The 23,677-nt window shown below is 72.7% G+C and carries 17 protein-coding genes and 1 pseudogene; 14 read left to right on the forward strand and 4 right to left on the reverse strand.

The window, feature by feature from the left end; translation table 11 throughout:
- The first annotated feature begins 165 nt into the window (after window positions 1-165).
- Window positions 166-1,473, forward strand: coding sequence for an aspartate--tRNA(Asn) ligase (gene aspS / locus ACZ51D_RS08490; protein WP_465615551.1), 1,308 nt, complete (start codon window positions 166-168; stop codon window positions 1,471-1,473).
- Window positions 1,474-1,549: 76 nt separating this feature from the next.
- Here aspS and ACZ51D_RS08495 read toward each other — a convergent pair whose 3' ends face one another.
- Window positions 1,550-2,602 (reverse strand): nuclear transport factor 2 family protein, encoded by a 1,053-nt coding sequence (locus tag ACZ51D_RS08495; RefSeq protein ID WP_465615553.1) that lies wholly within the window; start codon window positions 2,600-2,602, stop codon window positions 1,550-1,552.
- A 192-nt stretch (window positions 2,603-2,794) separates the two neighbouring features.
- Between ACZ51D_RS08495 and sigJ the strand changes: the two genes are divergently transcribed.
- The 11 genes from sigJ (at window position 2,795) to ACZ51D_RS08550 (ending at window position 18,452) form a co-directional block, all read left to right on the forward strand.
- Window positions 2,795-3,754, forward strand: a complete 960-nt coding sequence (gene sigJ, locus ACZ51D_RS08500; RefSeq protein ID WP_465661643.1) for an RNA polymerase sigma factor SigJ — start codon at window positions 2,795-2,797, stop codon at window positions 3,752-3,754.
- Window positions 3,755-3,972: 218 nt separating this feature from the next.
- Complete coding sequence (locus tag ACZ51D_RS08505; RefSeq protein ID WP_465615557.1) at window positions 3,973-4,761, forward strand: response regulator transcription factor; 789 nt, start codon at window positions 3,973-3,975, stop codon at window positions 4,759-4,761.
- 16 nt (window positions 4,762-4,777) lie between these two features.
- Window positions 4,778-6,289, forward strand: a complete 1,512-nt coding sequence (locus ACZ51D_RS08510; RefSeq protein ID WP_360498031.1) for a sensor histidine kinase — start codon at window positions 4,778-4,780, stop codon at window positions 6,287-6,289.
- A gap of 187 nt (window positions 6,290-6,476) precedes the next feature.
- On the forward strand, window positions 6,477-7,448 hold the full coding sequence (locus ACZ51D_RS08515) for an LAETG motif-containing sortase-dependent surface protein (RefSeq protein ID WP_465661644.1): 972 nt from the start codon (window positions 6,477-6,479) through the stop codon (window positions 7,446-7,448).
- A 239-nt stretch (window positions 7,449-7,687) separates the two neighbouring features.
- Window positions 7,688-7,966 (forward strand): hypothetical protein, encoded by a 279-nt coding sequence (locus ACZ51D_RS08520; protein ID WP_465661646.1) that lies wholly within the window; start codon window positions 7,688-7,690, stop codon window positions 7,964-7,966.
- A gap of 7 nt (window positions 7,967-7,973) precedes the next feature.
- Window positions 7,974-9,329, forward strand: a complete 1,356-nt coding sequence (locus ACZ51D_RS08525; protein WP_465661648.1) for an oxygenase MpaB family protein — start codon at window positions 7,974-7,976, stop codon at window positions 9,327-9,329.
- 437 nt (window positions 9,330-9,766) lie between these two features.
- Window positions 9,767-11,311 (forward strand): cytochrome ubiquinol oxidase subunit I, encoded by a 1,545-nt coding sequence (locus tag ACZ51D_RS08530; RefSeq protein ID WP_465615567.1) that lies wholly within the window; start codon window positions 9,767-9,769, stop codon window positions 11,309-11,311.
- A 43-nt stretch (window positions 11,312-11,354) separates the two neighbouring features.
- The gene (cydB, locus tag ACZ51D_RS08535; protein WP_465661650.1) at window positions 11,355-12,389 is read left to right on the forward strand and encodes a cytochrome d ubiquinol oxidase subunit II; all 1,035 of its coding nucleotides are present in this window, start codon (window positions 11,355-11,357) and stop codon (window positions 12,387-12,389) included.
- Window positions 12,390-12,393: 4 nt separating this feature from the next.
- On the forward strand, window positions 12,394-15,897 hold the full coding sequence (gene cydD / locus ACZ51D_RS08540) for a thiol reductant ABC exporter subunit CydD (protein WP_465661652.1): 3,504 nt from the start codon (window positions 12,394-12,396) through the stop codon (window positions 15,895-15,897).
- 164 nt (window positions 15,898-16,061) lie between these two features.
- On the forward strand, window positions 16,062-17,870 hold the full coding sequence (locus ACZ51D_RS08545; protein WP_465615573.1) for a sensor histidine kinase: 1,809 nt from the start codon (window positions 16,062-16,064) through the stop codon (window positions 17,868-17,870).
- 168 nt (window positions 17,871-18,038) lie between these two features.
- The gene (locus tag ACZ51D_RS08550) at window positions 18,039-18,452 is read left to right on the forward strand and encodes a YegP family protein (protein WP_360498017.1); all 414 of its coding nucleotides are present in this window, start codon (window positions 18,039-18,041) and stop codon (window positions 18,450-18,452) included.
- A 106-nt stretch (window positions 18,453-18,558) separates the two neighbouring features.
- Here the strand turns inward: ACZ51D_RS08550 and ACZ51D_RS08555 are convergent, their stop codons facing one another.
- Entirely contained in the window at window positions 18,559-19,425 is an 867-nt protein-coding gene (locus ACZ51D_RS08555) for an HAD family hydrolase (protein ID WP_396288980.1), read from the reverse strand.
- A gap of 178 nt (window positions 19,426-19,603) precedes the next feature.
- Between ACZ51D_RS08555 and ACZ51D_RS08560 the strand changes: the two genes are divergently transcribed.
- Entirely contained in the window at window positions 19,604-19,792 is a 189-nt protein-coding gene (locus ACZ51D_RS08560) for a hypothetical protein (RefSeq protein ID WP_465615576.1), read from the forward strand.
- A gap of 114 nt (window positions 19,793-19,906) precedes the next feature.
- On the opposite strand, the gene ACZ51D_RS08565 is transcribed toward ACZ51D_RS08560, so the two are convergent.
- Window positions 19,907-22,567 carry a S53 family peptidase gene (locus tag ACZ51D_RS08565; RefSeq protein WP_465661655.1) on the reverse strand — a complete coding sequence of 887 codons (2,661 nt, stop codon included), beginning with the start codon at window positions 22,565-22,567 and terminating at the stop codon, window positions 19,907-19,909.
- 27 nt (window positions 22,568-22,594) lie between these two features.
- Between ACZ51D_RS08565 and ACZ51D_RS08570 the strand changes: the two are divergent.
- Window positions 22,595-22,900 (forward strand): annotated as a pseudogene (locus ACZ51D_RS08570) (hypothetical protein); the annotation flags it as partial.
- A 47-nt stretch (window positions 22,901-22,947) separates the two neighbouring features.
- Here the strand turns inward: ACZ51D_RS08570 and ACZ51D_RS08575 are convergent.
- The gene (locus ACZ51D_RS08575) at window positions 22,948-23,646 is read right to left on the reverse strand and encodes a hypothetical protein (RefSeq protein ID WP_465615582.1); all 699 of its coding nucleotides are present in this window, start codon (window positions 23,644-23,646) and stop codon (window positions 22,948-22,950) included.
- Window positions 23,647-23,677 lie beyond the last annotated feature (31 nt).

A 23,677-nucleotide genomic window follows, 5' to 3' on the forward strand; every position in this document is an offset into this window, starting at 1 on the left:
GGCGATCCGCTCGGTCGGCTCCTTGCTCCCCGCAAGGAGCCGACAGGGAGAAATGTGCGCGACGCGGTGGAGCGTGATCCTCTACGGTGAGCGCGTCCCCCGGGCGGCCGTTTACCGCCCGTCGTCGGCGCGACCAACGCGCCCGCAACCCAGGGAGTTGCCGCCATGACGCGCACCCTTGTCGCAGACCTCCACGCACGGATCGGCGAGACGGTCACCGTCTACGGCTGGGTGAACACGCTCCGGCTGCAGCGGCGCCTCCAGTTCGTCCTGGTCCGGGACCACACCGGCCTCGTCCAGGTCACCCATCCGCGCGGTGGTGAGGACGACGTCATCGAGGCCTCCTTCGAACGGGTGACGGTCGAGTCCGCCGTGAAGGTCACCGGCAAGGTGGTCGCGAACCCGCAGGTCAAGCTGGGTGGTCTGGAGATCGTCCCGTCGCAGGTGGAGATCGTCTCGCTCGCCGAGCCGAAGCTGCCGATCGACGAGAAGACCGGCATCGACCAGCGCCTGGACTGGCGCTTCCTCGACATCCGGCGCCCCGCCCAGCACCTCGTCTTCGACGTCCAGACCACCGTCGAGCGGGCGATGCGCGAGCTGACCGTCGAGGAGGGGTTCACCGAGCTGCACACGCCCAAGCTCATGGGGACCGCGTCGGAGTCCGGCGCGGAGGTGTTCGAGGTCGGCTACTTCGGCCGCACCGCCTACCTCGCCCAATCGCCGCAGTTCTACAAGCAGATGGCGATCGCCGGCGGCATCGACCGGGTCTTCGAGATCGGGCCGGTGTTCCGGGCCGAGCCGTCCTTCACCTCCCGGCACGCCACCGAGTTCACCGGCGTCGACGTCGAGATCGCCTGGATCGACGGCGTCGAGGACGTGATGGCCTTCGAGGAACGGATGCTGCACCGCGTCCTCGCCGCGGTGGCCGAGCGCCACGGCGAGGCGATCGCCGAGCACTTCGGGACGCCGGTCGTCGTCCCGGAGCTGCCGTTCCCCCGCATCACGATGGCCGACGCCCTGGCCCGGCTGCGCGCCACCGGCTGGGACCCGGAGGGCGTGAAGGACGACCTCGACCCCGAGGGCGAGCGTGCGCTGTGCGCGCTGATCGAGCAGGAGACCGGGCACGAGTTCGTCTTCGTCACCCGATTCCCCGCCTCCGTAAGGCCGTTCTACCACCTGCGGCCGGAGGACGACCCGACCGTCACCGAGTCCTTCGACCTGCTGTGGAAGGGCGTGGAGATCACCACCGGCGCCCAGCGCGAGCACCGGTACGACCGGCTGGTCGCCCAGGCCCGCGAGAAGGGCATGGACACCGGGCCCCTCTCCGGCTACCTGGACTGCTTCCGCTACGGCACCCCGCCGCACGGCGGCCTGGGCCTCGGGCTCGGCCGGCTGCTGATGCTCGCGCTCGGGCTGCCCTCGATCCGCGAGGCGACCTTCCTGTTCCGGGGGCCGCACCGCCTCGAACCGTAGCTGGGAACGTGGAGCACCCGAGGCGCCCCACGGCGCAGGAAGTCGGCCCGGTCGACTTCCTGCGCCGAGGCGTTCCTCAGTAGCCGACGGCCTCGCGCAGCAGCAGGACGGTTCCCGGGGTCATCCGGGCCGGGGCGGTCAGGACCAGCAACTGGTTGACGGCGCTGGGCTGCCCGTAGGCGGCCTCGGAGCGGACCGTCTCCAAGGGGAGCGCGTGCTCCTCCACCCGCCGCAGGGCGGTGGGCAGATCGGGGACCACCTTCTGCGCGCCGACCACCCAGATCGCCCGGCCGGCGCCCCCGACGAAGGACGGCAGCTGGCTGCCGCTGGCGGAGGCGACCACAAGCGAGCCGGTCTCGGTGACGGCGGTGACGCTGCCCACCACGACGTCCGGAACGGCGATCATCCGCCGGAGGTCGTCGGCCTCGGTGACCCGGTCCATGGTCGACACACGCGGCTTGACCGCCCGGTAGCGGTCCCCGCCGTTGACGGCCTCCTCGATGCCGGACAGCCGCAGGGTCTCGCTGGCCGAGGTGAAGACGGTGGCGTCCGCCGGGATCAGCTCCTCGACCCGGGCGCGCGCGGCGGCGGTGCCGTCGAGGATCTCGACGGTGAAGCCGTTCGCCGTCAGGGCCGCGGCCACCCGCTCCAGGCACTCGGCGGGCGCCGGGTCGGTGAACGAGGCCCGGGCCGACCGGGGCGCGGAGCCCGTCAGCGGGGTGGTGTCGAGGTACAGCAGCTCGTAGACCCGCTCGGTGAACCGCCAGCCGTCCGCCGTGCGCCGGTAGCTGTCGTGGTACATGGCGTGGTTGAAGCCCTGGAAACCGTTCTTCAGGCGCGCCAGCTCGTACATGTGGGCGCGGCCGGTGGCGGTGTCGCCGTCGATCCGGATCGCTCCGGGGTGGGTGTTCTGGATGAAGAAGTCCCACTGCTCCTGCAGCTTCTGGCGACCCGCCCGGATCTGCTCCGGGCCGACCAGCTCGATGGGGACGTTGGGCATCCGCAGCGCGCCGTCCGGAGTGAACAGCCCGGCGAGGCGGTCGCCGTCGCGCATCGTCACGGCGTCGGTGAACTCGCTCTGCAGGGCCTGGATCTCGACCCGGTCGGCGATCGTCTGGAAGTCGTTCATCAGGTTCCTCGGTCTCTGGTGTGTTCCTGGTTTCCCTCTGACCGGTACGACAAAGCGGCGGGTCGGAATGTGAGGCGCCGGGTCGGAACGCGAGACGGCGGGTCGAACGTCACATCCATCGGCCGTCACGATCCGCTGTCCTGTGCTGTCGTAAGAGTGAGCGGGACCGACGATCCGAAGGGGCGGGGACGGATGCGAGACGACGAAGCGGTGGAGCGGCCCGATCCGGGGCCGGGCGCGATCATGGGCGAGCGGCGCCAGTTGATCAATCTGGCGTACCGGCTGCTCGGTTCGCTGGCGGACGCCGAGGACGTGGTGCAGGAGACCTACGCCCGCTGGTACGCGATGCCCCGGCGGGAACGGGAGACGATCGGCTCGCCCGGCGGCTGGCTGACGACGGTCGCCAGCCGCATCTGCCTCAACGTCCTCGGCTCGGCCCGGATGCGGCGGGAGCGCTACGTGGGCGAGTGGATTCCCGAGCCGCTGCCCGAGCACCGGGAGTGGTCGTCCTCCGCGACGGCGACGGCGGCGGACCCGGCGGACCGGATCACCCTGGACGAGTCGGTCAGCATGGCCTTCCTGGTCGTCCTGGAGGCCATGACGCCGGCCGAGCGGGTCGCGTTCATCCTGCACGACGTCTTCCGGTACCCGTTCGCCGAGGTGGCCGCGATCGTCGGCCGGTCGCCGGCGGCCTGCCGGCAGTTGGCCTCCTCCGCCCGCCGCCGGGTCCGTGCCGCGCAGGCCCCGGTGGCGCCGACGAGCGCGCAGGCGGGTGTGGTCCGGGAGTTCAAGCGGGCCTGGGAGGCGCGGGACCTCAAGTCGCTGATGGGCGTGTTCGATCCCGATGCCATCGTGGTCGCCGACGGCGGCGGCCTGGCGGGCGCCCTGCTGAAGCCGCTGACCGGGAGCGAGCGGATCGCCCGCGCCTACCTGGACTCCTCGCGCGTCGCGCCGGAGACGACGCTGCTGGAGTGCACCGTCAACGGCCGGCCCGGACTGGTCGCCCAGCGGGGCGGCGTCACCGACACCGTGATCGCGTTCCGGATCGTCGAGGCCCGGATCACCCACATCTGGGTGGTGCGCAACCCGGAGAAGCTCCGGCCGTGGACGGATCCGCACCGGGTGGACGGAGTCCCGTCCGCGCGGAAGTGAGGTGGGTCATACCGGTGGTGGCGCGGGAGCGGGCACTGTTTGCCGGGGGCGCACTGGGCGTGTTCACGCCCGTGCGCACACCACCGAGCGCCCGTCTATGGGCTTGTCGTCGTAAAACCGACCGATAAGGTGTTAATCCAACATTCATCCATGCCGCGTAGCCTCCGGGGGCTAGCCTCATGCTGAACGTCATCGTCCGACCGGGAGGCGAAAGCCCCGTGCAAGGCACTGTCACCACACCAGGCGCCCCTTCGGCGGCCGGGAGCCAGGGCGAGGCGTTCCTGCTCGTCGTGGACGACGAGCCCAACATCCGCGAACTGCTCGCCGCCTCGCTGCGCTTCTCCGGCTTCCGGGTCGCCTCGGCCGCCAGCGGCACCGAAGCGCTCGACCTCATCGCCGCCGAGCGCCCCGACCTCGTCGTGCTCGACGTGATGCTCCCCGACCTCGACGGCTTCACCGTCGTCGAGAAGCTGCGCGAGCGCACCAGCCGCGGCCAGATAGCCGGACCGGCCCACGGGCACCCCGGCGACCACCTGCCGGTGCTCTTCCTCACCGCCAAGGACGGCGTCGGCGACAAGGTCCAGGGCCTCGCCGCGGGCGCGGACGACTACGTCACCAAGCCCTTCAGCCTGGAGGAGCTGATCGCCCGGATCCGCGCCATCCTGCGCCGGGCCGGCGGACCCGCCGAGGACGGCCGGCTGGTCGTCGCCGACCTCAGCCTCGACCCGGTCGCCCACGAGGTCACCCGCGCCGGCACCCCGGTCGCGCTCTCCCCGACCGAGTTCAAACTGCTCCACTACCTGATGGCCAACGTCGGCCGGGTGGTCTCCAAGGCGCAGATCCTCGACCACGTCTGGGCCTACGACTTCGGCGGCGACCTCTCCATCGTCGAGTCGTACATCTCCTACCTGCGCCGCAAACTCGACTCCGGCCCCGCGCACGGCCCCAAGCTGATCCACACCGTGCGCGGCATCGGCTACGCCCTGCGCCGCCCCCCGCAGGGCTGACCCGGTACCGACGAACGTGTTCGCCCGCTTCTCCTCCCGGCTGTCGCTGCGCGCCCGGCTCCTGGTCCTCGCCCTCGTCCTGGTCACCACCGGCCTCGCGGTCAGCGACACCTTCGTGCTCGGCACCGTCCGGGCCCAGTTGGTGGAGCAACTCGACGAACAGCTCCAGCGGTACGGGCTGCCGCTGTCCCGCAAGCCCCCGGCCCAGGTGACCGCGCCGACGCCCGGCCGGCCCGCCCCCACCGGCCGACGCACCAGCCTGCCCAGCCAGTACCTGGTCCAGTTCCTGTCCTCGGACGGCAAGGTCCAGGCGGTCATGCGCCAGCCCGTCTCCGACACCGACCCGGCGCCCCAACTCGTCGGCCTGGACCCGGCCCGGACCGCCCCCGACACCCCCTTCGACCTGCCCGACCAGCGCGGCCACCACCGATGGCGGGTCCTCGTGCTGCCGCTCCAGACCCCCCGCGGGCAGGCCGCCGGCCCCAGCACCTTCGCCTCGCCGGCCGTCACCCCGACCCACGTCATGGTGGCCGTCTCCCGCGAGGACACCGACGCCACCCTCGGCAAACTGCGCACCTCCTTCCTGGCCATCGGCGGCGCCGTCCTGCTCCTGATCGCCGCCCTCGGCTTCTTCGCGGTACGGGCCGGACTGCGGCCGCTGCAGCGGATCGAAGCCGGCGCCGAACTGATCGCGGCCGGCGAACTGTCCCACCGGATGCCCGAACTCTCCCCGGGCACCGAAGTCGGACGACTGTCGATCGCCCTCAACGGGATGCTCACCCAGATCGAGGCGGCCTTCGCCGCCCGCGCCGAGTCCGAGGCCCGCATGCGGCGCTTCGTCGCCGACGCCTCGCACGAACTGCGCACCCCGCTCGCCGGAATCCGCGGCTTCGCCGAGCTGTACCGGATGGGCGCCCTGCCCACCGAGGCCGACGTCAAACGCACCATGACCCGCATCGAGAGCGAAGCCGACCGGATGGGCGCCCTGGTCGAGGACCTGCTGGTGCTGGCCCGGCTGGACGAGGAACGCCCCCTCGACCTCGCCCCGATGGACCTGCGCACCCTCGCCGCCGACGCCCTGCACGACCTCACCGCGCTCGACCCCAGCCGCCCCGTCGCACTCACCGGTCCCGCCGGCACGGGCGCGCCCGGCGCCGCGCCCGTCCTCGGCGACGAGGCACGGCTGCGACAGGTGGTGACCAACCTCGTCGGCAACGCGGTCAAGCACACCCCGGCCGGCACCCCGGTACGGATCGGCGTGGGCGCCAGGCCCGACGGGACCTGCCTGCTCGAGGTCGCCGACGCGGGCCCCGGCCTGACCGCGGAGCAGGCCCAGCGGGTCTTCGACCGCTTCTTCCGCGTCGACGCCTCCCGCAGCCGCGACAACGGCGGTGGCGCCGGACTCGGCCTCGCCATCGCCACCGCCCTCACCCACGCCCACGGCGGAACCCTCAGCCTGGAGACCGCGCCGGGCGCGGGCGCGACATTCCGGGTCGAACTGCCCGACAACGGCGACCGGGCCTTCTGAGCCCGGATTTCGGGTTCTTTGTCGACACGTCAATTCTCCGGTGGACCAGGCAATTCGGCGGCGCGTTCATTGCCGGAAACCGGCATGGAGCGTAAAGAAAGCGTGTGCCTATGATCAGCCCTGCCTGGCCGTCACAACCTGTCCGGACCAAGGCTTTTGCTTTCTTTCCGACCCGAAAGAGGTCATTGTGAAACTCCGCCGTTCGCTGGTCTCGGCCGCCGTCATCGCCGCCGTGATCTCGCCCGCAGCCATGCTCTCCGCGGCACCCGCCTTCGCGGAGTCGGCTCCGACGGCGCAGTCCCAGAACGGCAGCGGCTCCATCGCCGAACTGGAGAAGGCCGCCGCCGACGCCGCCAAGGCCTACGAGGCGGCGAAGGCCCACGAGGCCGACCTCAAGGCCAAGTTCGACGCCTACACCTTCCCGGAGGCCCTCCGCGCCGACTACGAGAAGGCCAAGGCCGCCGCCGCGAAGGCCACCGCGACCAGGGAGGCCCTCGACAAGGCTGCCAGGGAAGCCGCCGACGCGTACGGCCGGGCCAAGGAAGAGGACCTGGCCAAGGCCAGGGAGACGATGCTGAAGGCGTTCGACGCCGCCAACGCCTCCCACACCGCGGAGACCGAGGCCAAGGCCGCCGTGGAGGCGGCCAAGAGGGCACTGGACGACGACCGCATCGCCGAGCTCCGCAAGGTCATCGCCGCCCAGGACGCCACCGAGGCCGCGGCCACCGCCAAGGCCGCCGCCGACAAGGCGCTCGCGGACGCGAAGGCGGCTGCCGAGAAGCCGGTGGAGAAGCCGGTGGAGCAGCCCGTCGAGAAGCCGGTGGAGAAGCCGGTGGAGCAGCCCGTCGAGCAGCCCGTCGAGAAGCCGGTCGAGCAGCCGACCACCGTCACCCCGGCCGCGGACACCACCAAGGCCTCGACCGCCACCACCGTCTCGACCGGGTCGACCACATCGACCACCGAGCTCGCCGCGACCACCTCGCAGGCCGTGACCACGTCGCAGGCGGTCACCACCACCGGCTCGACCACCGAGCTCGCCGCGACCGGCTCCAACCCGGCCACCCCGTACCTCGCCCTGGGCTCGGGCCTCGCCATCAGCCTCGGCGCCGCCGCCCTGTACGTCTCCCGCCGCAAGCCGGCCGCCCGCTCGACCTCCTGACCCACCCGGTTCGCGCCCGTTCGGGAGGAGGCCGCGAACCACCACAGCACCCCACCCGAACCGCAGGGACAGGCCCCGGGCCCGCCCTGCGGTTCGGCGTTTCCGGCCCCGAAACTCCTCGATCGAGTGAACCCGCCCCATTCACCCGGTCAGCCCCCCCGGTCGTATGCGACCGTGCAGCCGTTGCTTGTGCGGACTCGCACGGGCTGATCAGGCTGGACGGGAAAAGAGGTGTCTCAATGAGCGCGCTCGTTGCTGAGGGGACCGTCGTGAACCTGGACCAGGTGCTGTGGGACATGTGGAAGTCCTCGGACGTTCCCGAGGGCTATCGCGTGGAGATCATCGAGGAGAACCTCACGGTGTCACCCACCAGCGGCAGCCGCCATGGCCCCGACTCGGAATGCCGTGAGTACACCTCCGCGACTCGTATCCCCTACGGCAAGGAGGCCGTGATTCCGGAGGGCCCTGCCAAGGGGTTCGTGATCGGCCCCGGGACCACCGGTGAGCGTCGTGGCTGATCGGGGGGTGTCGTTCAGGCGGGACCTGTCCGAGTGGCGGATCGGGCTGGTGGCGTGGCGGTTGTTGGCGTTGCAGGCGGCGGATCCGGTGGTGGGGGCCGGGATGGCGGAGCACTCGACGTACCGGGCGCATCCGTGGCGGCGGGTGGAGCACACGCTGGAGAGCGGGCGGCGGCTGTTCTACCAGGACGCGGAGGCGCTGCGGCGGGAGATCGCGCGGCTGGACCGGGCGCACAAGCGGATCCGGGGGACGACGCCGGACGGGCGGTCGTACGACGCGCGGGACGCGGCGACCAGGGCGTGGGTGCTTCTGACGCTCTTCGAGTGCGTGGTGGCGATGCGGCGCCTCGGTGGCGATCCGTACGACGCGGCCCAACTGGAGCAGGTGTACGGCGAGTTCCGGGAGGCGGTCGCCGCCTTCGGCCTGCCGGAGGGCGAACTGCCCGCCACGGCCGAGGACTTGCCCGCCTACTTCGCCCGGTACGCCCGGGAGAAGCTGGAGTTCACCGAGGCGGCCCGCTACTTGATGGGTGGCCTGCTGCGGGAGGCGCCCCGGCCGCGCCGGCTGTGGTTCCTCGGGGATGCCGGCTGGCGGGTGGTTCGCCGTCTCGTGGCCCGGGCGATCACCGAGCTGACGGTGGCGGACCTGCCGCCGGTGGTGCGGGAACGGTTCGGGCTGGCCGCGACCCGGCGCGGCGCGGTGCTGTCCGTCGTGCTGCACCGCGGTGTCGGGGCGCTGGTGCCGCGCCTGCCGGACCGCCTGCGCTACCGCTCCCCGGAGCCGGAGCGGGCCGACCCGGGCAAGCGCCGTTACCGTCCGCGGCGCGACGCCCGCGGGCCCCGGGTGGACCGGTTCTTCCGGGAGGTGCTGGACCAGACCGGCGACGGCTTCATCACCGCGCACGACCTGCGGGCGATGGCACACAACGTGTGCTGGCAACTGGAGTTGGACGAGGCGGCCGAGGCCCGGGTGTACGAGGCCTTCGAGGGCTGGTGGGAGCAGCTGCGCGCGGTGATGGACGCCAACGGCGACGGGAAGGTCAGCCGGGAGGAGTTCGTGGCCGCCACGGTGGCCGGTTGCGACCGGGACGGGGCGTACCTGGAGGAGGGGCTGCTGCCGGCGCTGCGGGCGGTGTTCACCGCGGCCGACACGGACGGCAGCGGGTTCCTGGAGTTCGACGAGTACCGCGTGGTGTTCGGCGGCGAGCGGGTGCATCCGGCCGAGCTGTCGCACGGTTTCCGCCAGCTGGACACGGACGGGGACGGGCGGATCACCCGGGAGGAGTTCCTGCACGGCTTCACCGAGTTCTTCACGGCCCGCGCCGACTCCACCTCGGGCGCCCAGCTCCTCGGCCGCGCCTGACCGCAGTCGCACGCAGGACGGCCGCGCCCGACCGCTGCCGCACGCAGGACGGCGGCGCCTGACCGCAGCCGCAGGTGGGACGGCCTCGAACGACCCGTCCGTAGCACGCCCCGTTCGCTGTGGCGAGCGGGGCGTCGGCCTGTCAAGCGCCGGTTCGGCCAAGAACCCGGTGTCATCCGCCCGGTCGTTCGTTGCCCGTGGCCCGGCGGATCCGCAGACTGTGCGGACCGCACCGCAAACCGTGACGCATCGCACAGGACTGTCAACCCCACCCCACCTGCAGTTCCCCCGTAAGGATGGTGGATACTGATGCTTGTGAACGTGTTCACGTTCACAAGCGGACAAGCCTGCGTGGTCCGGCAACGGTCCACGGCTGGAGAAGAAGTCTGTCCGGAATGCGCCCGTCATCACACGGGCAGGTTGGGAGAGAGGGCGACGTGGAACTGGCAATCGCTCACGAGACCATCGCGCGATGGCAATTCGGCATCACCACCGTCTACCACTTCCTCTTCGTTCCGCTCACGATCAGCCTGGCCGCGGTCGTGGCCGGCCTGGAGACCGCCTGGGTGCGGACGAAGAAGGAGAAGTACTTCCACGCGACGAAGTTCTGGGGAAAGCTCTTCCTCATCAACATCGCGATGGGCGTGGTCACCGGAATCGTCCAGGAATTCCAGTTCGGGATGAACTGGTCCGACTACTCCCGCTTCGTCGGAGACGTCTTCGGCGCCCCGCTCGCGATGGAGGCGCTGATCGCCTTCTTCTTCGAGTCCACCTTCATCGGCCTGTGGATCTTCGGCTGGGACAAGCTGCCGAGGAAGATCCACTGCGCCTGCATGTGGATGGTCGCGCTGGGCACCGTGCTCTCCTCCTACTTCATCCTGGCCGCCAACTCCTGGATGCAGCACCCGGTCGGCTACGCGATCGACCCGGCCACCGGCAAGGCCCAGCTGACCGACATCACCAAGGTGCTGTTCCAGAACACCACCCTCACGGTCGTCGCCCACACCCTGACCGCCGCCTTCCTCACCGGCGCCGCCTTCATGGTCGGCATCTCCTCCTTCCACCTCTGGAAGGCCAAGCGCAGGCCGGAGACCGCCGACGCCAAGAAGACCGCCACGATGCGCACCTCGCTGCGGCTCGGCCTGGTGCTCGCGGTCGTCTTCGGCGCCGGCACCGCGCTCAGTGGCGACGAGCTGGGCAAGGTCATGTTCGAGCAGCAGCCGATGAAGATGGCTGCCGCCGAGGCGCTGTGGGACACCCAGTCGCCCGCGCCGTTCTCGATCTTCGCGGTCGGCGACGTCAGCAAGGGCCACAACTCGGTGGCGCTCGAAGTCCCCGGGGTGCTGTCCTTCCTCGCCCACAGCGACTTCAGCTCCTCCGTCCCCGGCATCAACGACACCGCCGCCGCCGAGGCCGCCCAGCACGGCGGCAACCCCAAGGACTACATCCCGAGCATCTTCGTCACCTACTGGGGCTTCCGCCTCATGATCGGCTTCGGGATGACCTCCTTCCTGGCCGGCCTGATCGGCCTCTGGACCACCCGGAAGAAGCTGTTCCTGCGCCCCGAGTTCCGCACCGGCGAGACCGAGGTGCCCCGGCTGATGCTCACCCCCAAGCGCGAGCTCAGCCCGCAGCTGACCAAGTGGAGCTGGCGGATCGGCATCCTGACCATGGGCTTCCCGCTGATCGCCAACAGCTTCGGCTGGGTCTTCACCGAGATGGGCCGTCAGCCCTGGGCCGTCTTCGGCCTGATGACCACCTCCAGCGCGGTCTCCCCCAACGTCGGCCTCGGCACCCAGATCGGCGCGCTGGCCACCTTCACCACGCTGTACGCGATCCTCGCGGTCGTCGAGGTCCGGCTGCTGGTCAAGTACGCCAAGGCCGGCCCGGTGGTGACCGAGCAGCCGCCCACCAAGGACCCCTCGCTGCGCGGACCGTCCTCGGACGAGGACGCCGACAAGCCGCTCGCCTTCGCGTACTGAGGCACCGGACGACCGAGGACCACTGCGGAACTGAGGATCTGACATGCAACTCCACGACGTCTGGTTCGTGCTGATCGCGGTCCTGTGGATCGGCTACTTCTTCCTGGAGGGCTTCGACTTCGGGATCGGCATCCTGACCAAGCCGCTGGCCCGCGACACCGCCGAGCGGCGGGTGCTGATCAACACCATCGGCCCGGTCTGGGACGGCAACGAGGTCTGGCTGCTCACCGCCGCCGGCGCCACCTTCGCCGCCTTCCCGGACTGGTACGCGACGCTCTTCAGCGGCTTCTACATCCCGCTGCTGGTGATCCTGGTCTGCCTGATCATCCGCGGCGTGGCCTTCGAGTACCGGGCCAAGCGCGACGGCGCCCGCTGGCAGCGGAACTGGGAGGAGGCCATCTTCTGGACCTCGCTCCTCCCGGCCTTCCTCTGGGGCGTGGTCTTCGCCGACATCGTGCGCGGCGTGGACATCGACGCGCAGAAGAACTACGTCGGCGGCCTCGCGGACCTGCTGAACCCGTACGCGCTGCTCGGCGGGCTGGTGACGCTCGCCCTGTTCACCTTCCACGGCTCGGTGTTCGCCGCGCTCAAGACCGTCGGCGAGATCCGCGAGCGGGCCCGCAGGGCCGCCCTGCGGGCCGGACTGGCCACCGCCGTCCTGGCCCTGGTCTTCCTGGTCTGGACCCAGCAGGACAGCGGCAACGGCCGCAGCCTCGCCGCCCTGGTGATCGCCGTGGCCACCCTGGCCGCCGCCCTGGTCGCCAACCAGCTCGGCCGCGAGGGATGGGCGTTCGTCTTCTCCGGGGCGACCGTCGTGGCCGCCGTCGCGATGCTCTTCCTGGCGCTCTTCCCGAACGTCATGCCGTCCACCCTGAACGACGGCTGGAGCCTGACCGTCAGCAACGCGGCCTCCTCGCCGTACACGCTGAAGCTGATGACCATCGTGGCGGCGGTGTTCACCCCGCTGGTGCTGCTCTACCAGGGCTGGACGTACTGGGTGTTCCGCAAGCGGATCGGCGTCCAGCACATCCCCGGGCACGCCCCCGCCGCCCCGGCCGCCCCGCTCGACCGGGCCTGACGCGATGAAGCCGGTCGACCCCCGCCTCCTCGGGTACGCCCGCACCACCCGGGTCTTCCTCGCCGGATCCGTGCTCCTCGGCGCGGCCGGCGCGGCCCTGGTGGTCGCCCAGGCGAGTCTGATCGCCGAGATCGTCGTCCGCGCCTTCCAGCGCGGGGCGACGCTCGGCGAGCTGACCACGCCGCTGCTGCTGCTCGCCCTGACCGCCGTCGGGCGGGGGCTGGTCGGCTGGCTCACCGAACTCACCGCGCACCGGTCCGTCGCCCGGGTGAAGTCCACCCTGCGGCGCCGGCTGCTCGACCACGCCACCGCGCTCGGCCCGACCTACCTGGCGGGCCGGCGCACCGGCGAACTCACCACCCTCGCCACCCGCGGCGTCGACGCGCTGGACGACTACTTCGCCCGGTACCTGCCGCAGCTGGCGCTGGCCGTGGTCGTCCCGGTGATCGTGCTGCTGCGGATCGTCGGCACGGACTTCACCTCGGCCGCGATCATCGCCGGGACGCTGCCGCTGATCCCGCTGTTCATGGCGCTGGTCGGGATGGCCACCCAGACCCGGATGGACCGGCAGTGGGACACCCTGGCCCGGCTCTCGCACCACTTCCTCGACGTGGTCGCCGGCCTGCCCACCCTCAAGGTGTTCAACCGGGCGCGCGCCCAGGCCGCCACCATCGCCCGGATCACCGCCGACTACCGCCGGGCCACCCTGCGCACCCTGCGGATCGCCTTCGTCTCCTCCTTCACCCTGGAACTGCTCTCCACCCTCTCCGTCGCGCTGGTCGCGGTCACCGTCGGCTTCCGGCTGGTGGACGGCACCCTCGACCTGGAGACCGGGCTGCTGATCCTGGTCCTCGCCCCCGAGGTGTACGCCCCGATCCGCCAGGTCGGCGCGCTCTACCACTCCAGCGTCGAGGGACTGACCGCCGCCGACGAACTCTTCCGGGTACTGGAGACCCCGCTGCCCGCCGCCGGGACCGTCCCCGCCCCTGCCCTGACCGGCGCCGTGATCTCCGTCGAGGGCCTGACCGTACGGCACCCCGGGCGCGCCGTACCCGCGCTGGACGACGCCGCGCTGACCCTGCGCCCGGGCACCACCACCGCCCTCACCGGCCCGAGCGGCGCCGGGAAGTCCACCCTGCTGGCCGTCCTGCTCGGCCTCACCACCCCCGAGACCGGCACCGTCCGGATCACCGCCGCCGACGGCCGGTCGTACGACCCGGCCGAGCTGGAGCCGGCGAGCCTGCGGCGGCAGATCGCCTGGGTGCCGCAGCACCCGCACCTGTTCGCCGGGACGGTCGCCGACAACCTGCGGCTCTACCGGCCCGACGCCACCGACGAGCAGCTGTGGACGGCCCTGCGGGCCGCGCACGCGCTCGACTTCGTCACCGACCTGGCCGTGCTGCTCGGCGAGGACGGTGCCGGGCTCTCCGCCGGACAGCGCCAGCGCCTCGCGCTCGCCCGGGTGCTGCTCACCGACGACCGGCCGCTGGTGCTGTTGGACGAGCCGACCGCGAACCTGGACGGCGCCTCCGAGGCCGCCGTCGTGGACGCCGTGCGGACGCTCGCCGAGGACCCGGCGCGCACCGTGCTGATCGTCGCGCACCGGCCCGCGCTGCTCGCCGTCGCGGACCAGCGGGTCCGGCTCGCCCCGCCCCTTTCCGTCGTGGCCACCGGCCCGGTGGCTCCGCTCGCCCACAGCGGCAAGCCGACGCCCGCCCCCGCCCCGGCCGTGTCCCAGGAGGCCGAGGAGCCCGGGGCCGAGACCGGCAGCACGCCCCGGCTGGCCCTGTCCATCCTGCTCGGCGCCCTCGCCCTGGGCTGCGCCGTCGCGCTGATGGCCACCTCCGGCTACCTCATCTCCCGGGCCTCCCAGATGCCGCCGGTGCTCTACCTGATGATGGCCGTCACCTCGGTGCGGGCCTTCGGCATCGGCCGCAGCGTCTTCCGCTACGCCGAACGGCTGGTCTCGCACGACGCGGTGCTGCGCACCCTCGGCACCCTGCGGGCCGCCGTCTACCGGCGGCTGAGCGTGCTCGCCCCGGCCGGACTGCCCGCCTTCCGGCGCGGCGACCTGCTCTCCCGGCTGGTCGCCGACGTGGACGCGATCCAGGACCACTACCTGCGCTGGCGGCTGCCCGCCGCCGTCGCGGGCGTGGTCGCGCTGGCCTCGACGGTGGCACTGGGCGCCTTCCTGCCCGCCGCCGGCGTGGTGCTCGGCCTCGGGCTGCTGCTCGCGGGCGCGGTGGTGCCCGCGCTGGCCGCCCGCTGGTCGGCCGGGGCCGAGCGGCGGCAGGCCCCGGCGCGCGGACGCCTGGCCACCGCCGTGGTGGACGCCTTCACCGGCACCGCCGAACTCACCGTGGCCGGCGCGCTGCCCGGCCGGCTGGCCGCCGTCCGCGCCGCCGACGCCGCGCTGACCCGCCTGGCCGCCCGTTCGGCGGCCACCACGGCGCTCGGCACCGGGCTGATCGCGCTGCTCACCGGGCTGACCGTGACAGCGGCGGCGGCCGTCGGCGTCCAGGGGGTGCGCGCCGGGGTGCTGGCGCCGGTCTGCCTGGCCGTCGTGGTGCTGACCCCGCTGGCCGCCTTCGAGGCCGTCACCGGGATGCCGCTCGCCGTCCAGGCCCGCCAGCGCAGCCGCGCCGCGCAGGCCCGGCTGGACGAGGTGCTGAACGCCCCGGCGCCCGTCGCCGAGCCCGCGGAACCGGTGGAGCTGCCCGAGCAGCCGCTGCCCGTCGCCGTGCGCGGGCTGACCGTACGGCACCCCGGGCAGGCGGTGGACGCGCTCGCCGGGGTGGACCTCGACCTCGCCCCCGGGCGCCGGATCGCGGTGGTCGGCCCGTCCGGTTCCGGCAAGACCACCCTCGCCCAGGCGCTGCTGCGCTTCCTGGAGCCGAGCGCCGGCACCGTCACCTTCGCCGACGGCCGTCCACAGGCTGTGGACAGCCGCGCGCTCGCGGGCGAGGACGTCCGCCGGGTGATCGGGCTCTGCGCGCAGGACGCGCACGTCTTCGACAGCTCGCTGCGGGAGAACCTGCGCCTCGCCCGGCCCGGCGCGGCGGAGGACGAACTGCGCGCCGCACTGGCCGCCGCCCGGCTGCTGGACTGGACCGAGGGCCTGCCGGACGGCCTGGACACCATGGTCGGCGAGCACGGCGCCCGGCTCTCCGGCGGCCAGCGCCGGCGGCTCGCGCTCGCCCGGGCGCTGCTCGCGGACTTCCCCGTCCTGGTCCTGGACGAGCCCGCCGAACACCTCGACCTGCCCACCGCCGACGCCCTCACCGCCGACCTGCTGGCCGCCACCGAGGGCCGCACCACCGTGCTGATCACCCACCGGCTGGCCGGGCTGGACGACGCCACGGTGGACGAGGTGCTGGTGCTGGACGGCGGCCGGGTGGCCGAGCGGGGCCGCTGGTCGGAGCTGGTCGCCGACCCGGACGGGCGGCTGCACGCGATGTGGCGGCGGGAGCGGGAGGCGGACGGGCTGCTGGAGCCGGTGGGGCGCTGAGCGGCGTGCCGGTGCCCGTCGTACTGGCACCCGACGTACTGGCACCCGACGTGCCGGTGCCCGACGTGCTGGTGCCCGTGGTGCCGGTGCCCGACGTGCCGGTCCCGTCACGTCGCCGGTCGTGCCGCCCTTCGTCCGAAAACCGTACAAACTAGGCTTTCTTCATGGACCCCACGCCGGACTTCCCCGAGGCCGCCTCCGAGCCGACACCCCATCGGGTGCCCGAGATCGCCTCGCTCGGCCTGGACACCCTGGTCACCGAGGTCGCCGAGCGCCTGCAGTCGGCCGCCGCCGTCACCGACCGGATGCAGCGGCTGCTGGAGGCGGTGGTCTCCATCGGCGCCGGACTGGACCTGCACGCCACCCTGCACCGGATCGCCACCGGCGCCGCCGAACTGGTCGACGCCCGCTACGCGGCGCTCGGCGTGATCGCCCCCGGCGGCACCGGCCTGGCCGACTTCATCCACGTCGGCGTCGACGACGGGACCGCCGCCGCGATCGGCGAACTGCCCGCCGGGCGCGGCATCCTCGGCGCACTCATCGACCGGCCCGAACCACTGCGGCTCGCCGACCTCGGCGCGGACCCGCGCTCCTCCGGCTTCCCGTCGCACCACCCGCAGATGAAGACCTTCCTGGGCGTGCCGATCCGGGTCCGCGAAGAGGTGTTCGGCAACCTCTACCTCACCGAGAAGAAGGGCGGCGGCGCCTTCACCCCCGAGGACGAACAGGTCGTGCACGCGCTCGCCGCGGCGGCCGGCGTGGCGATCGAGAACTCCCGGCTGTACGAGGAGGGCCGCCGCCGCGAACGCTGGATCGCCGGCGCCGCCGCCGTCACCACCGCGCTGCTCTCCGCCGAGCAGGCCGAGACGGCGCTGACCGTCGCGGCCGAGCAGGTAAGGGAGTTGGCGAACGCCGCGCTCGGCATGATCCTGCTGCCGACCGGTCCGGAGGGCGAGGGGGACGGGCAGATGCGGGTCGCCCACGCCTCCGGCGAGGTGGCCGAGTTCGTCCGCGGCGAGCTGCTGCCCAAGGAGAGCTTCGCGGCCCGGCTGCTGGCGGGGGAGAGCGTCTACCTGGACGACATGTCCAGCGACCCGACCGTGGTGATGCGCCTCGCCCGCCGCTTCGGCCCGTCCATGGCCGTGCCGATGGTCGCCGCCGGGCGGGTGCTCGGCGGGCTCTGCGTCTGGCGGCCGTGCGGCGCGCTGCCGTTCACCGACAGCGAGAAGCAGCTTGCCGAGACCTTCGCCTCGCAGGCCGCCCTCGCCCTGCGGCTCGCCGAGGGCCAGCGCGACCAGCAGCGGCTGGCCGTCTTCCAGGACCGCGACCGGATCGCCCGCGACCTCCACGACCTGGTGATCCAACGGCTGTTCGCCACCGGGATGATGCTGGAGAGCGCGGCCCGCCGGGCGGTCGTCCCCGAGGTGAGGACCGGCATCGGCAAGGCGGTCGACGAACTGGACGCCACCATCCAGGAGGTCCGCACCACCATCTACGCCCTGCAGCACGACAACCACGGCGACGCGCCCGACACCCTGCGCACCCGGGTGCTGCGGGAGGCCAGCCAGGCCGCGGCGGCACTCGGCTTCAAGCCCTCGGTGAGCTTCGTCGGGCCGGTGGAGAGCCTGGTCGGCGAGCAGACCGGCCGTCAACTGCTGGCGGCACTGCGAGAGATGCTCTCCAACACGGCGCGGCACGCCCGGGCCTCCCGGGTCGGCGTCGAGGTCGAGGCGACCGTCCACCTGGGCGACGACGGCCGGCCGGTCGGCGGCGACCCGGAGTCGCTGGACCGGACCGGACGGCCCGGCGTGCTGCTCACCGTGACCGACGACGGCGTGGGCATCCCCAGGGGCGGCCGGCGCAGCGGACTGCTCAACCTCACCCGGCGCGCCGAGGCGCTCGGCGGCGACGCCTGGCACGAGAGCGGGCCCCACCGGAAGGGCGCCAGGGTGCGCTGGACGGCCCGGCTCTGAACGCGCCCTCCGGGCCGTTCGGCAAAGACAAGTGAAAGTTAAACGAGAGAGAACTTCCCGACCAACAGCGCAAGTTGTGAACGTTCTGGGCTTTCGGCGGCTCTGTGTGCACACATAGCTTTGCTCCGTCTCGGAGGGGAAACCGGAAGGTAACCGGACGGAGGGGCAGTGGACGCTTCCGGCCGCGGTCACACCGCAGCAGGGGCAATTCGAGGGGGGTTCCGCGCCGAACGGGCCGCGGACGGGCGCTACCGCTGGCAACTGAAGGCGCCCAACGGCCGGGTGGTCGCGATCACCCCTGCCGCGTTCGAGACGGCCGGCGAGGCCGAGCGCGGGTTCGACGGCCTGCGGGTCGGGGCGGCCGAACTGACCGCCCGCATCACCCACGTCCGGGACGGCATCGGCTGGGTCTGGGTCATCCCCGGGTCGCGCAACCTCCCCGAGGTGCGTTCCAGCCGCGCGTACGAACGGTACGCGACCTGCCAGAACGCCTTCCGGCGGTTCGTGGTGCTGCTCGCCAAGCAGCCACCGCGCGACCTTCCCGAGCGCGCAGTGCCGCCGAGACGCACCGATGGCCGCTGAGCGGCGCGGTCCGCGGCTGCTGATCGTGCCGGCGGCCGACCGCTGCGTCGGCTGGGTGCTGCGCGCCGCCAACGGCAGACCGCTCGGCGTCGGCGTGCGGACGGCGTTACCGCGTGGGGCTGCTCGGCCGGCCGAGTCCGAGCAGCTCCTCCAGCACCGCCGCGACGCCGTCCTGCTCGTTGCTCACCGTGTGCAGCGGCACCGCCGCCAGCACCTGCGGGTGGGCGTTGGCGACGGCGTACGCGGTGCCGGCCCAGGCCAGCATCTCCAGGTCGTTCGGCATGTCGCCGAAGGCCACCACCTCGCTCCGGTCGATCCCGTGTCCGGCGCACCAACGGGCCAGCGTGCTGGCCTTGGTGACGCCGGGTGCGCTGATCTCCAGCAGCGGGATCGGCGCCGAGCGGGTGATCTCGGCCAGGTGCCCGGCCGCCGACCGGGCCTGGGTGAGGAAGGTGTCCGGGTCGAGTTCCGGGTGCTTGGCGAGCAGCTTGAACAGGCCCCGGACCGGCCCGTCGGCCCCCAGCAGCTCCTCCGCCGAGCCGACCGCCTGCCCCAGGTCGTCGCCCCACATCGGCACCGCGTAGTCGGCCTCGCGGGCCCAGCCGCCCGGGTACTCGAAGGCGAACGCGGTGCCGGGCAGCTTGGCCCGCAGCACCTCGACCACCGCCAGCGTGGTCTCCACCGGCAGCGGGAAGGACTCCAGCAGCTCGCCGCGCCGCACGTCCACCACCGCGCCGCCGTTCGAGCAGATCGCCACCCCGTGGCCGCCGATGTGCGGGCTCACCTGCTGCATCCAGCGCGGCGGCCGCCCGGTCACGAACACCACCTGCACCCCGGCCGCCTCGGCCGCCGCCAGCGCCGCGGCGGTGCGGTCGGTGACGGTGCCGCCGGAGCAGAGCAGCGTGCCGTCCAGGTCGGTGGCGATGAGGCGCGGAGCGCTACGGGGTTCGGTCACCGGTCCATCTTCGCCCATCGGCGCCGCCCGGTCACCGCCGCGGTCGGGGCCGGGGCCCGAGGTGCCCAGGGGGCCGGGCGCGGCCCGATCCGGCCCTTCGTACGCCGTTTCCGGCCGATCCGCCCCCGCCCGGGGTGTCCCGGCACCGTACGGCGGGCAGGCACTGCCCACGGCCACCCCGTCGGCAGGAAGAGCCATGCCCACTCGCCAGCTCCGTGACCAGCCGCCCCCGACCGTCCGTCCCGGCCCCTGCGGCCCGGACGCGCCCGACACCTCGCGCGACCCGGTCCTGCTCGGTGACGTCCTCTTCCACACCCTCGCGGACCTCGCCCGCCGCACCGAGGCCCCCAGCCTCCCGGCGCAGCGCACCCGCCCGCACCCGTAGGGCCCCTTCGTCTTCGTCGGGGCGCGCCGGTGCCCGGAAACGCCGGAGGCCTCCCGGCCGCTCGCGGTGCGAGCGGCCGGGAGGCCCCTTTCACGGGTTCCTGAGCGCGTCGTCCTAGTGGAGCGCCAGCGACAGGGCCGTCACGTTAGTGCTGTTGACCGGCAGCAGGCCGTCGAACCAGTTGCCGTCGGCGCTGTGCACCTCGTGCAGCTTGCCGTCCTCGATGGCCTGGATCACGCGGTCACCGCCCGGGGCGATCTTGCCCGAGAGGGCGGTGATGTTGCCGCCGACACCGGGGATCACGCCGTCGTGCCAGCCGTCGGAGGCGCTGTACACCTCGTGCAGCTGGTTGTTCTTGATGGCCTCGATCACGCGGACACCGGCGGAGTTGTAGTTGAAGCTCAGCGTGGTGATGCCGGACAGGCCCGGGATCACGCCGTCGTGCCAGCCGTCGGAGGCGCTGTAGATCTCGTGCAGCTCGCCGCCCTTGATGGCCTCGATGACGCGGTCGCCCGAGGGGCTGTAGCTGAAGCTCATCGCGGTGATGCCGGACAGGCCCGGGATCACGCCGTCGTGCCAGCCGTCGGAGGCGCTGTAGATCTCGTGCAGCTCGCCGCCCTTGATGGCCTCGATCACGCGGTCGCCCGAGGGGCTGAAGCCGAAGCTCATCGCGGTGATGCCGGACAGGCCCGGGATCACGCCGTCGTGCCAGCCGGTGGCGTCGGTGTAGATCTCGTGCAGCTCACCGTTCTCGATGGCCTCGATCACCCGGTTGCCGTTGGCGTTATAGGTGAAGCTCAGCGCGGAGAGGCCGGTGACGCCGGGGACGGCGCCGTCGTGCCAGCCGGTCACGTCGGTGTAGACCTCGTGCAGCTGGCCGTTCTCCACGACCTCGATCGTCCGGTCGTAGCCGGCGTTCGGGTTGCAGACCAGCTTCATCACCTTGTCGGCGTCAGGGGTGCCCAGGCCGGTGGCCATGTCGTAGCCCTGCCCGGCCCAGTACAGGCCGCCCTGGATGCCGATGTCGTTGTTGCCGGAGGTGACGTCCCGCAGCGCGTTGATGCCGTTCTTCGCGGCCCAGTAGAACGCCGGGGCGATGAAGCCCACCCGGCCGCTGCAGCCCGGGTTGTTCTGGTGCGCCGTGATGGCGGCCCAGAGCGGAGCGGAGCCGCTGGTGCCGCCGATGATCATCCAGGAGCCGGCGCCGGTGGCGACCACGTAGCCGGTCGACGGGTCGGCGTTGGCGGCCACGTCGGGGACCTGGCGGCAGGTCGTGCCGGCCGCGCCCTGGCACCGGTTGGTGTAGCCCGGGCCGTAGTAGCCGGCCTGGTAGGAGGTGCTGAGGGCCCAGCGGGAGACGCCGCCGCCGCTCGCGCCGCCGTTGTGGTTCCACACCGACTCGGAGACGGCGCCGCCGTTGCTGCTCAGGGTGGTGCCGCCGACACCGGTGACGAGCGGCTGGCTCGCCGGGTCGGAGGTGCTCAGCAGGTTGGTGACGGAAGCCGGCGCGCCGGCGTTCGCCAGGTAGTTGCAGCCGCTGGAGCCGTCGTCACCCGAGGCCGCCACCACGGTCTGGCCCTGCAGCGCGGCCTGGAGGAAGATGTCGCGCTCGGCCGACAGGTCGCTGCCCGACATCACCTGGTCGCAGACGCCCCAGCTGGTGGTGACCACCTGGGCGTGGTTGTCCGAGACGATCTGGCGGTAGGTGTTCTGGATGTCCACCTGGGTGGCGCGCGAGGCGTCCGGACCCTGGTAGACCAGCACGTTCGCGCGGGGCGCGAGACCGATGACGGTGTCGATGTCCAGCGCGGTCTCGACGCCGACGCCGTTGTTGGTCGGCGGGGCCTGGTAACCCGAGTTGACCTTGACCCGCTGCACCGAGGCGTTGGTGCCGTAGCAGGACTGGAAGGTGCTCAGACCGGCGTCCGAGTAGTCCTCCAGCGCGAAGACGGCGACGGTCGTGCCGAAGCCGCCGTCGGTCATGCCGTTCAGGCCGTAGGCCGAGGCGAGCGCGGACGGGCTGAAGTAGTCCTTGCCGTCCGTCTTGCCCGGGAACTGCGAGGCCGCGCCGGTGCACATCGCCGGGTAGCCGCCGGTCGCGGCGGGCGTCGCGGCCGGGTGCGCGAGCCCCGCGCCGCCCTGGCCGGTGGCCCCGATCACGTGGCTGCTGTGCGCCTGGGCCAGCGTGTTCAGGCCGACGACGCCGGTGATCGCCCCGGCCACGTCGGAACGCACGGCGGGGGCGGCGGTGTTGAGGAAGCCGGTCCGGCCGTCGGGCGTCGTGTAGCCGGCCAGGTCCACGTCGAAGGACTTCTTGGCCTCGGCGACGGTGGTGGCGACCGGGATGGTCAGGCCGTCGGCCGCGAGCGCGCCGGGCTTCAGGCCCTGGGCCTTGAGGGCCTGGCTGACCTTGGCGACGGTGGCCGGGTCGGCGCCGAAGCGCTGCGCGAACTCACCGGTCTGCAGGAAGTGGTGGTACTGCGGCGATGCCTGGTCGCTCACCGCCGCGGCGAGCGCGTTGGCGCCGGCCTCGTTGCGGGACTTCAGGTGCACGCTGAGCTGCACCGGCGTGTCGTCCGCAGGTGCGGCGGTCTTGGTGGCGTTCCCCGGGGCGGTCGGCACGGTGCCGACGCGCTGCGTCGTCGGAGCGTCGGCGTGGGCGGCCGGCAGGCCCGCGTAGGTGACCAGGGCCGCGGTGGCTATGGCCAGGACGGCCGTGCGGGACAGTGGTCTCGCGGTCCACACCGGCCGGGCGTGTGGCGTCGGATGGGACATCCGCGCTCCCCCCATTTTGATGATTCGATGGACTCTCGAACGAAGGTCCGACCGGAGTTCTATCAGGCCGTGCGGACACCTCCGCAACCGAATACCCCCCTCGCCGCGCGCGGAGGCCCCCGGCTCGCCTCCCGTGGGGTCGTCGGCATGCGACTGAGCACGGTGGTCCTCCCCGACCACCGGTGGAGCGAGGGGCAGAAGATCCGGCGTCGGGCCGAAGAACTCGGCTTCCACGCTGCGTACACCTACGACCACATGTCCTGACGGACCTTCCGGGACGCGCCCTGGTGCGGCTCGGTCCCGACCCTGACCGCCGCCGCCACGGCGACCGAGTTCGGGGCCCGCTCCGCCCGGCGGCGCGGGCGGAGCGGCCCTGCCGTTCAGGAGGAGAGGCGGTTCAGTGCTGCGGTGGCGATGCCTTCGACGTGGGCCGGGGCGTCGGTGGGCCGGCCGGTGAGCTCGACGACGGCGACCTTGGTGCCGCTGCGCAGGACCGCGACCCCGCCGCTGACGGTGCCGTCGCCGTTGTAGGCCGGGTACCAGTGGGCGGTGCCGCCGGTGACGGTCAGGGTGTGGGCCGCGCCGTAGTGCCAGTGGCCGGCGGGCTCGTCCTGGCAGTCCTGAACGAGCGCGACGAGCTGCTTCTCCCAGGTGGCGGCCGCGGTCTCGGTGGGGGCGCTCGCGGCCGACTCGAACAGCCGGCCATCGGTGTCGAAGGTCCAGGTCACGGACGCGTACGCGGTGGCCTTGTCCTTGGTCAGGTCGCGCATCGTCTCCTCGCCGGAGCACGCGGACAGCGCCTGGCGTCCGGTCAGCGCAACGGTCGCGCCAACCGGGTTCAGGCCCTGCTGGAAGTCCTCGCTCTGGACGAGGTCGGCGGAGCCGAGTCCGGGCGCGGCGACCGCAGCCGGGTGGGCGGCGACCGCGGTGCGGTGCGGTGCGTTGTGCGCGGCCCCGTCGGCGGCGGCCGACTGGGTGCCGACGACGCTGGCCGTGATCAGTGCGGCGGCGAAGCAGGCCGCGGCGGCGATCCGGTTGCGGCGAACGGACTTCTGCTGGACGGTCTGGTTCTCGGTCATCTGGTCCCCCTGCTGGTCGGGACGCCTGCTG

It is taken from the genome of Kitasatospora sp. NPDC033851, from assembly GCF_055576085.1.

Coding starts and splice junctions, on each gene's coding strand:
- aspS (WP_465615551.1), top strand. CDS start 166: ATGACGCGCACCCTTGTCGCAGACCTCCACGCACGGATCGGCGAGACG.
- ACZ51D_RS08495 (WP_465615553.1), bottom strand. CDS start 2,602: ATGAACGACTTCCAGACGATCGCCGACCGGGTCGAGATCCAGGCCCTG.
- sigJ (WP_465661643.1), top strand. CDS start 2,795: ATGCGAGACGACGAAGCGGTGGAGCGGCCCGATCCGGGGCCGGGCGCG.
- ACZ51D_RS08520 (WP_465661646.1), top strand. CDS start 7,688: ATGAGCGCGCTCGTTGCTGAGGGGACCGTCGTGAACCTGGACCAGGTG.
- cydB (WP_465661650.1), top strand. CDS start 11,355: ATGCAACTCCACGACGTCTGGTTCGTGCTGATCGCGGTCCTGTGGATC.
- cydD (WP_465661652.1), top strand. CDS start 12,394: ATGAAGCCGGTCGACCCCCGCCTCCTCGGGTACGCCCGCACCACCCGG.
- ACZ51D_RS08545 (WP_465615573.1), top strand. CDS start 16,062: ATGGACCCCACGCCGGACTTCCCCGAGGCCGCCTCCGAGCCGACACCC.
- ACZ51D_RS08555 (WP_396288980.1), bottom strand. CDS start 19,425: ATGGGCGAAGATGGACCGGTGACCGAACCCCGTAGCGCTCCGCGCCTC.
- ACZ51D_RS08560 (WP_465615576.1), top strand. CDS start 19,604: ATGCCCACTCGCCAGCTCCGTGACCAGCCGCCCCCGACCGTCCGTCCC.
- ACZ51D_RS08565 (WP_465661655.1), bottom strand. CDS start 22,567: ATGTCCCATCCGACGCCACACGCCCGGCCGGTGTGGACCGCGAGACCA.
- ACZ51D_RS08575 (WP_465615582.1), bottom strand. CDS start 23,646: ATGACCGAGAACCAGACCGTCCAGCAGAAGTCCGTTCGCCGCAACCGG.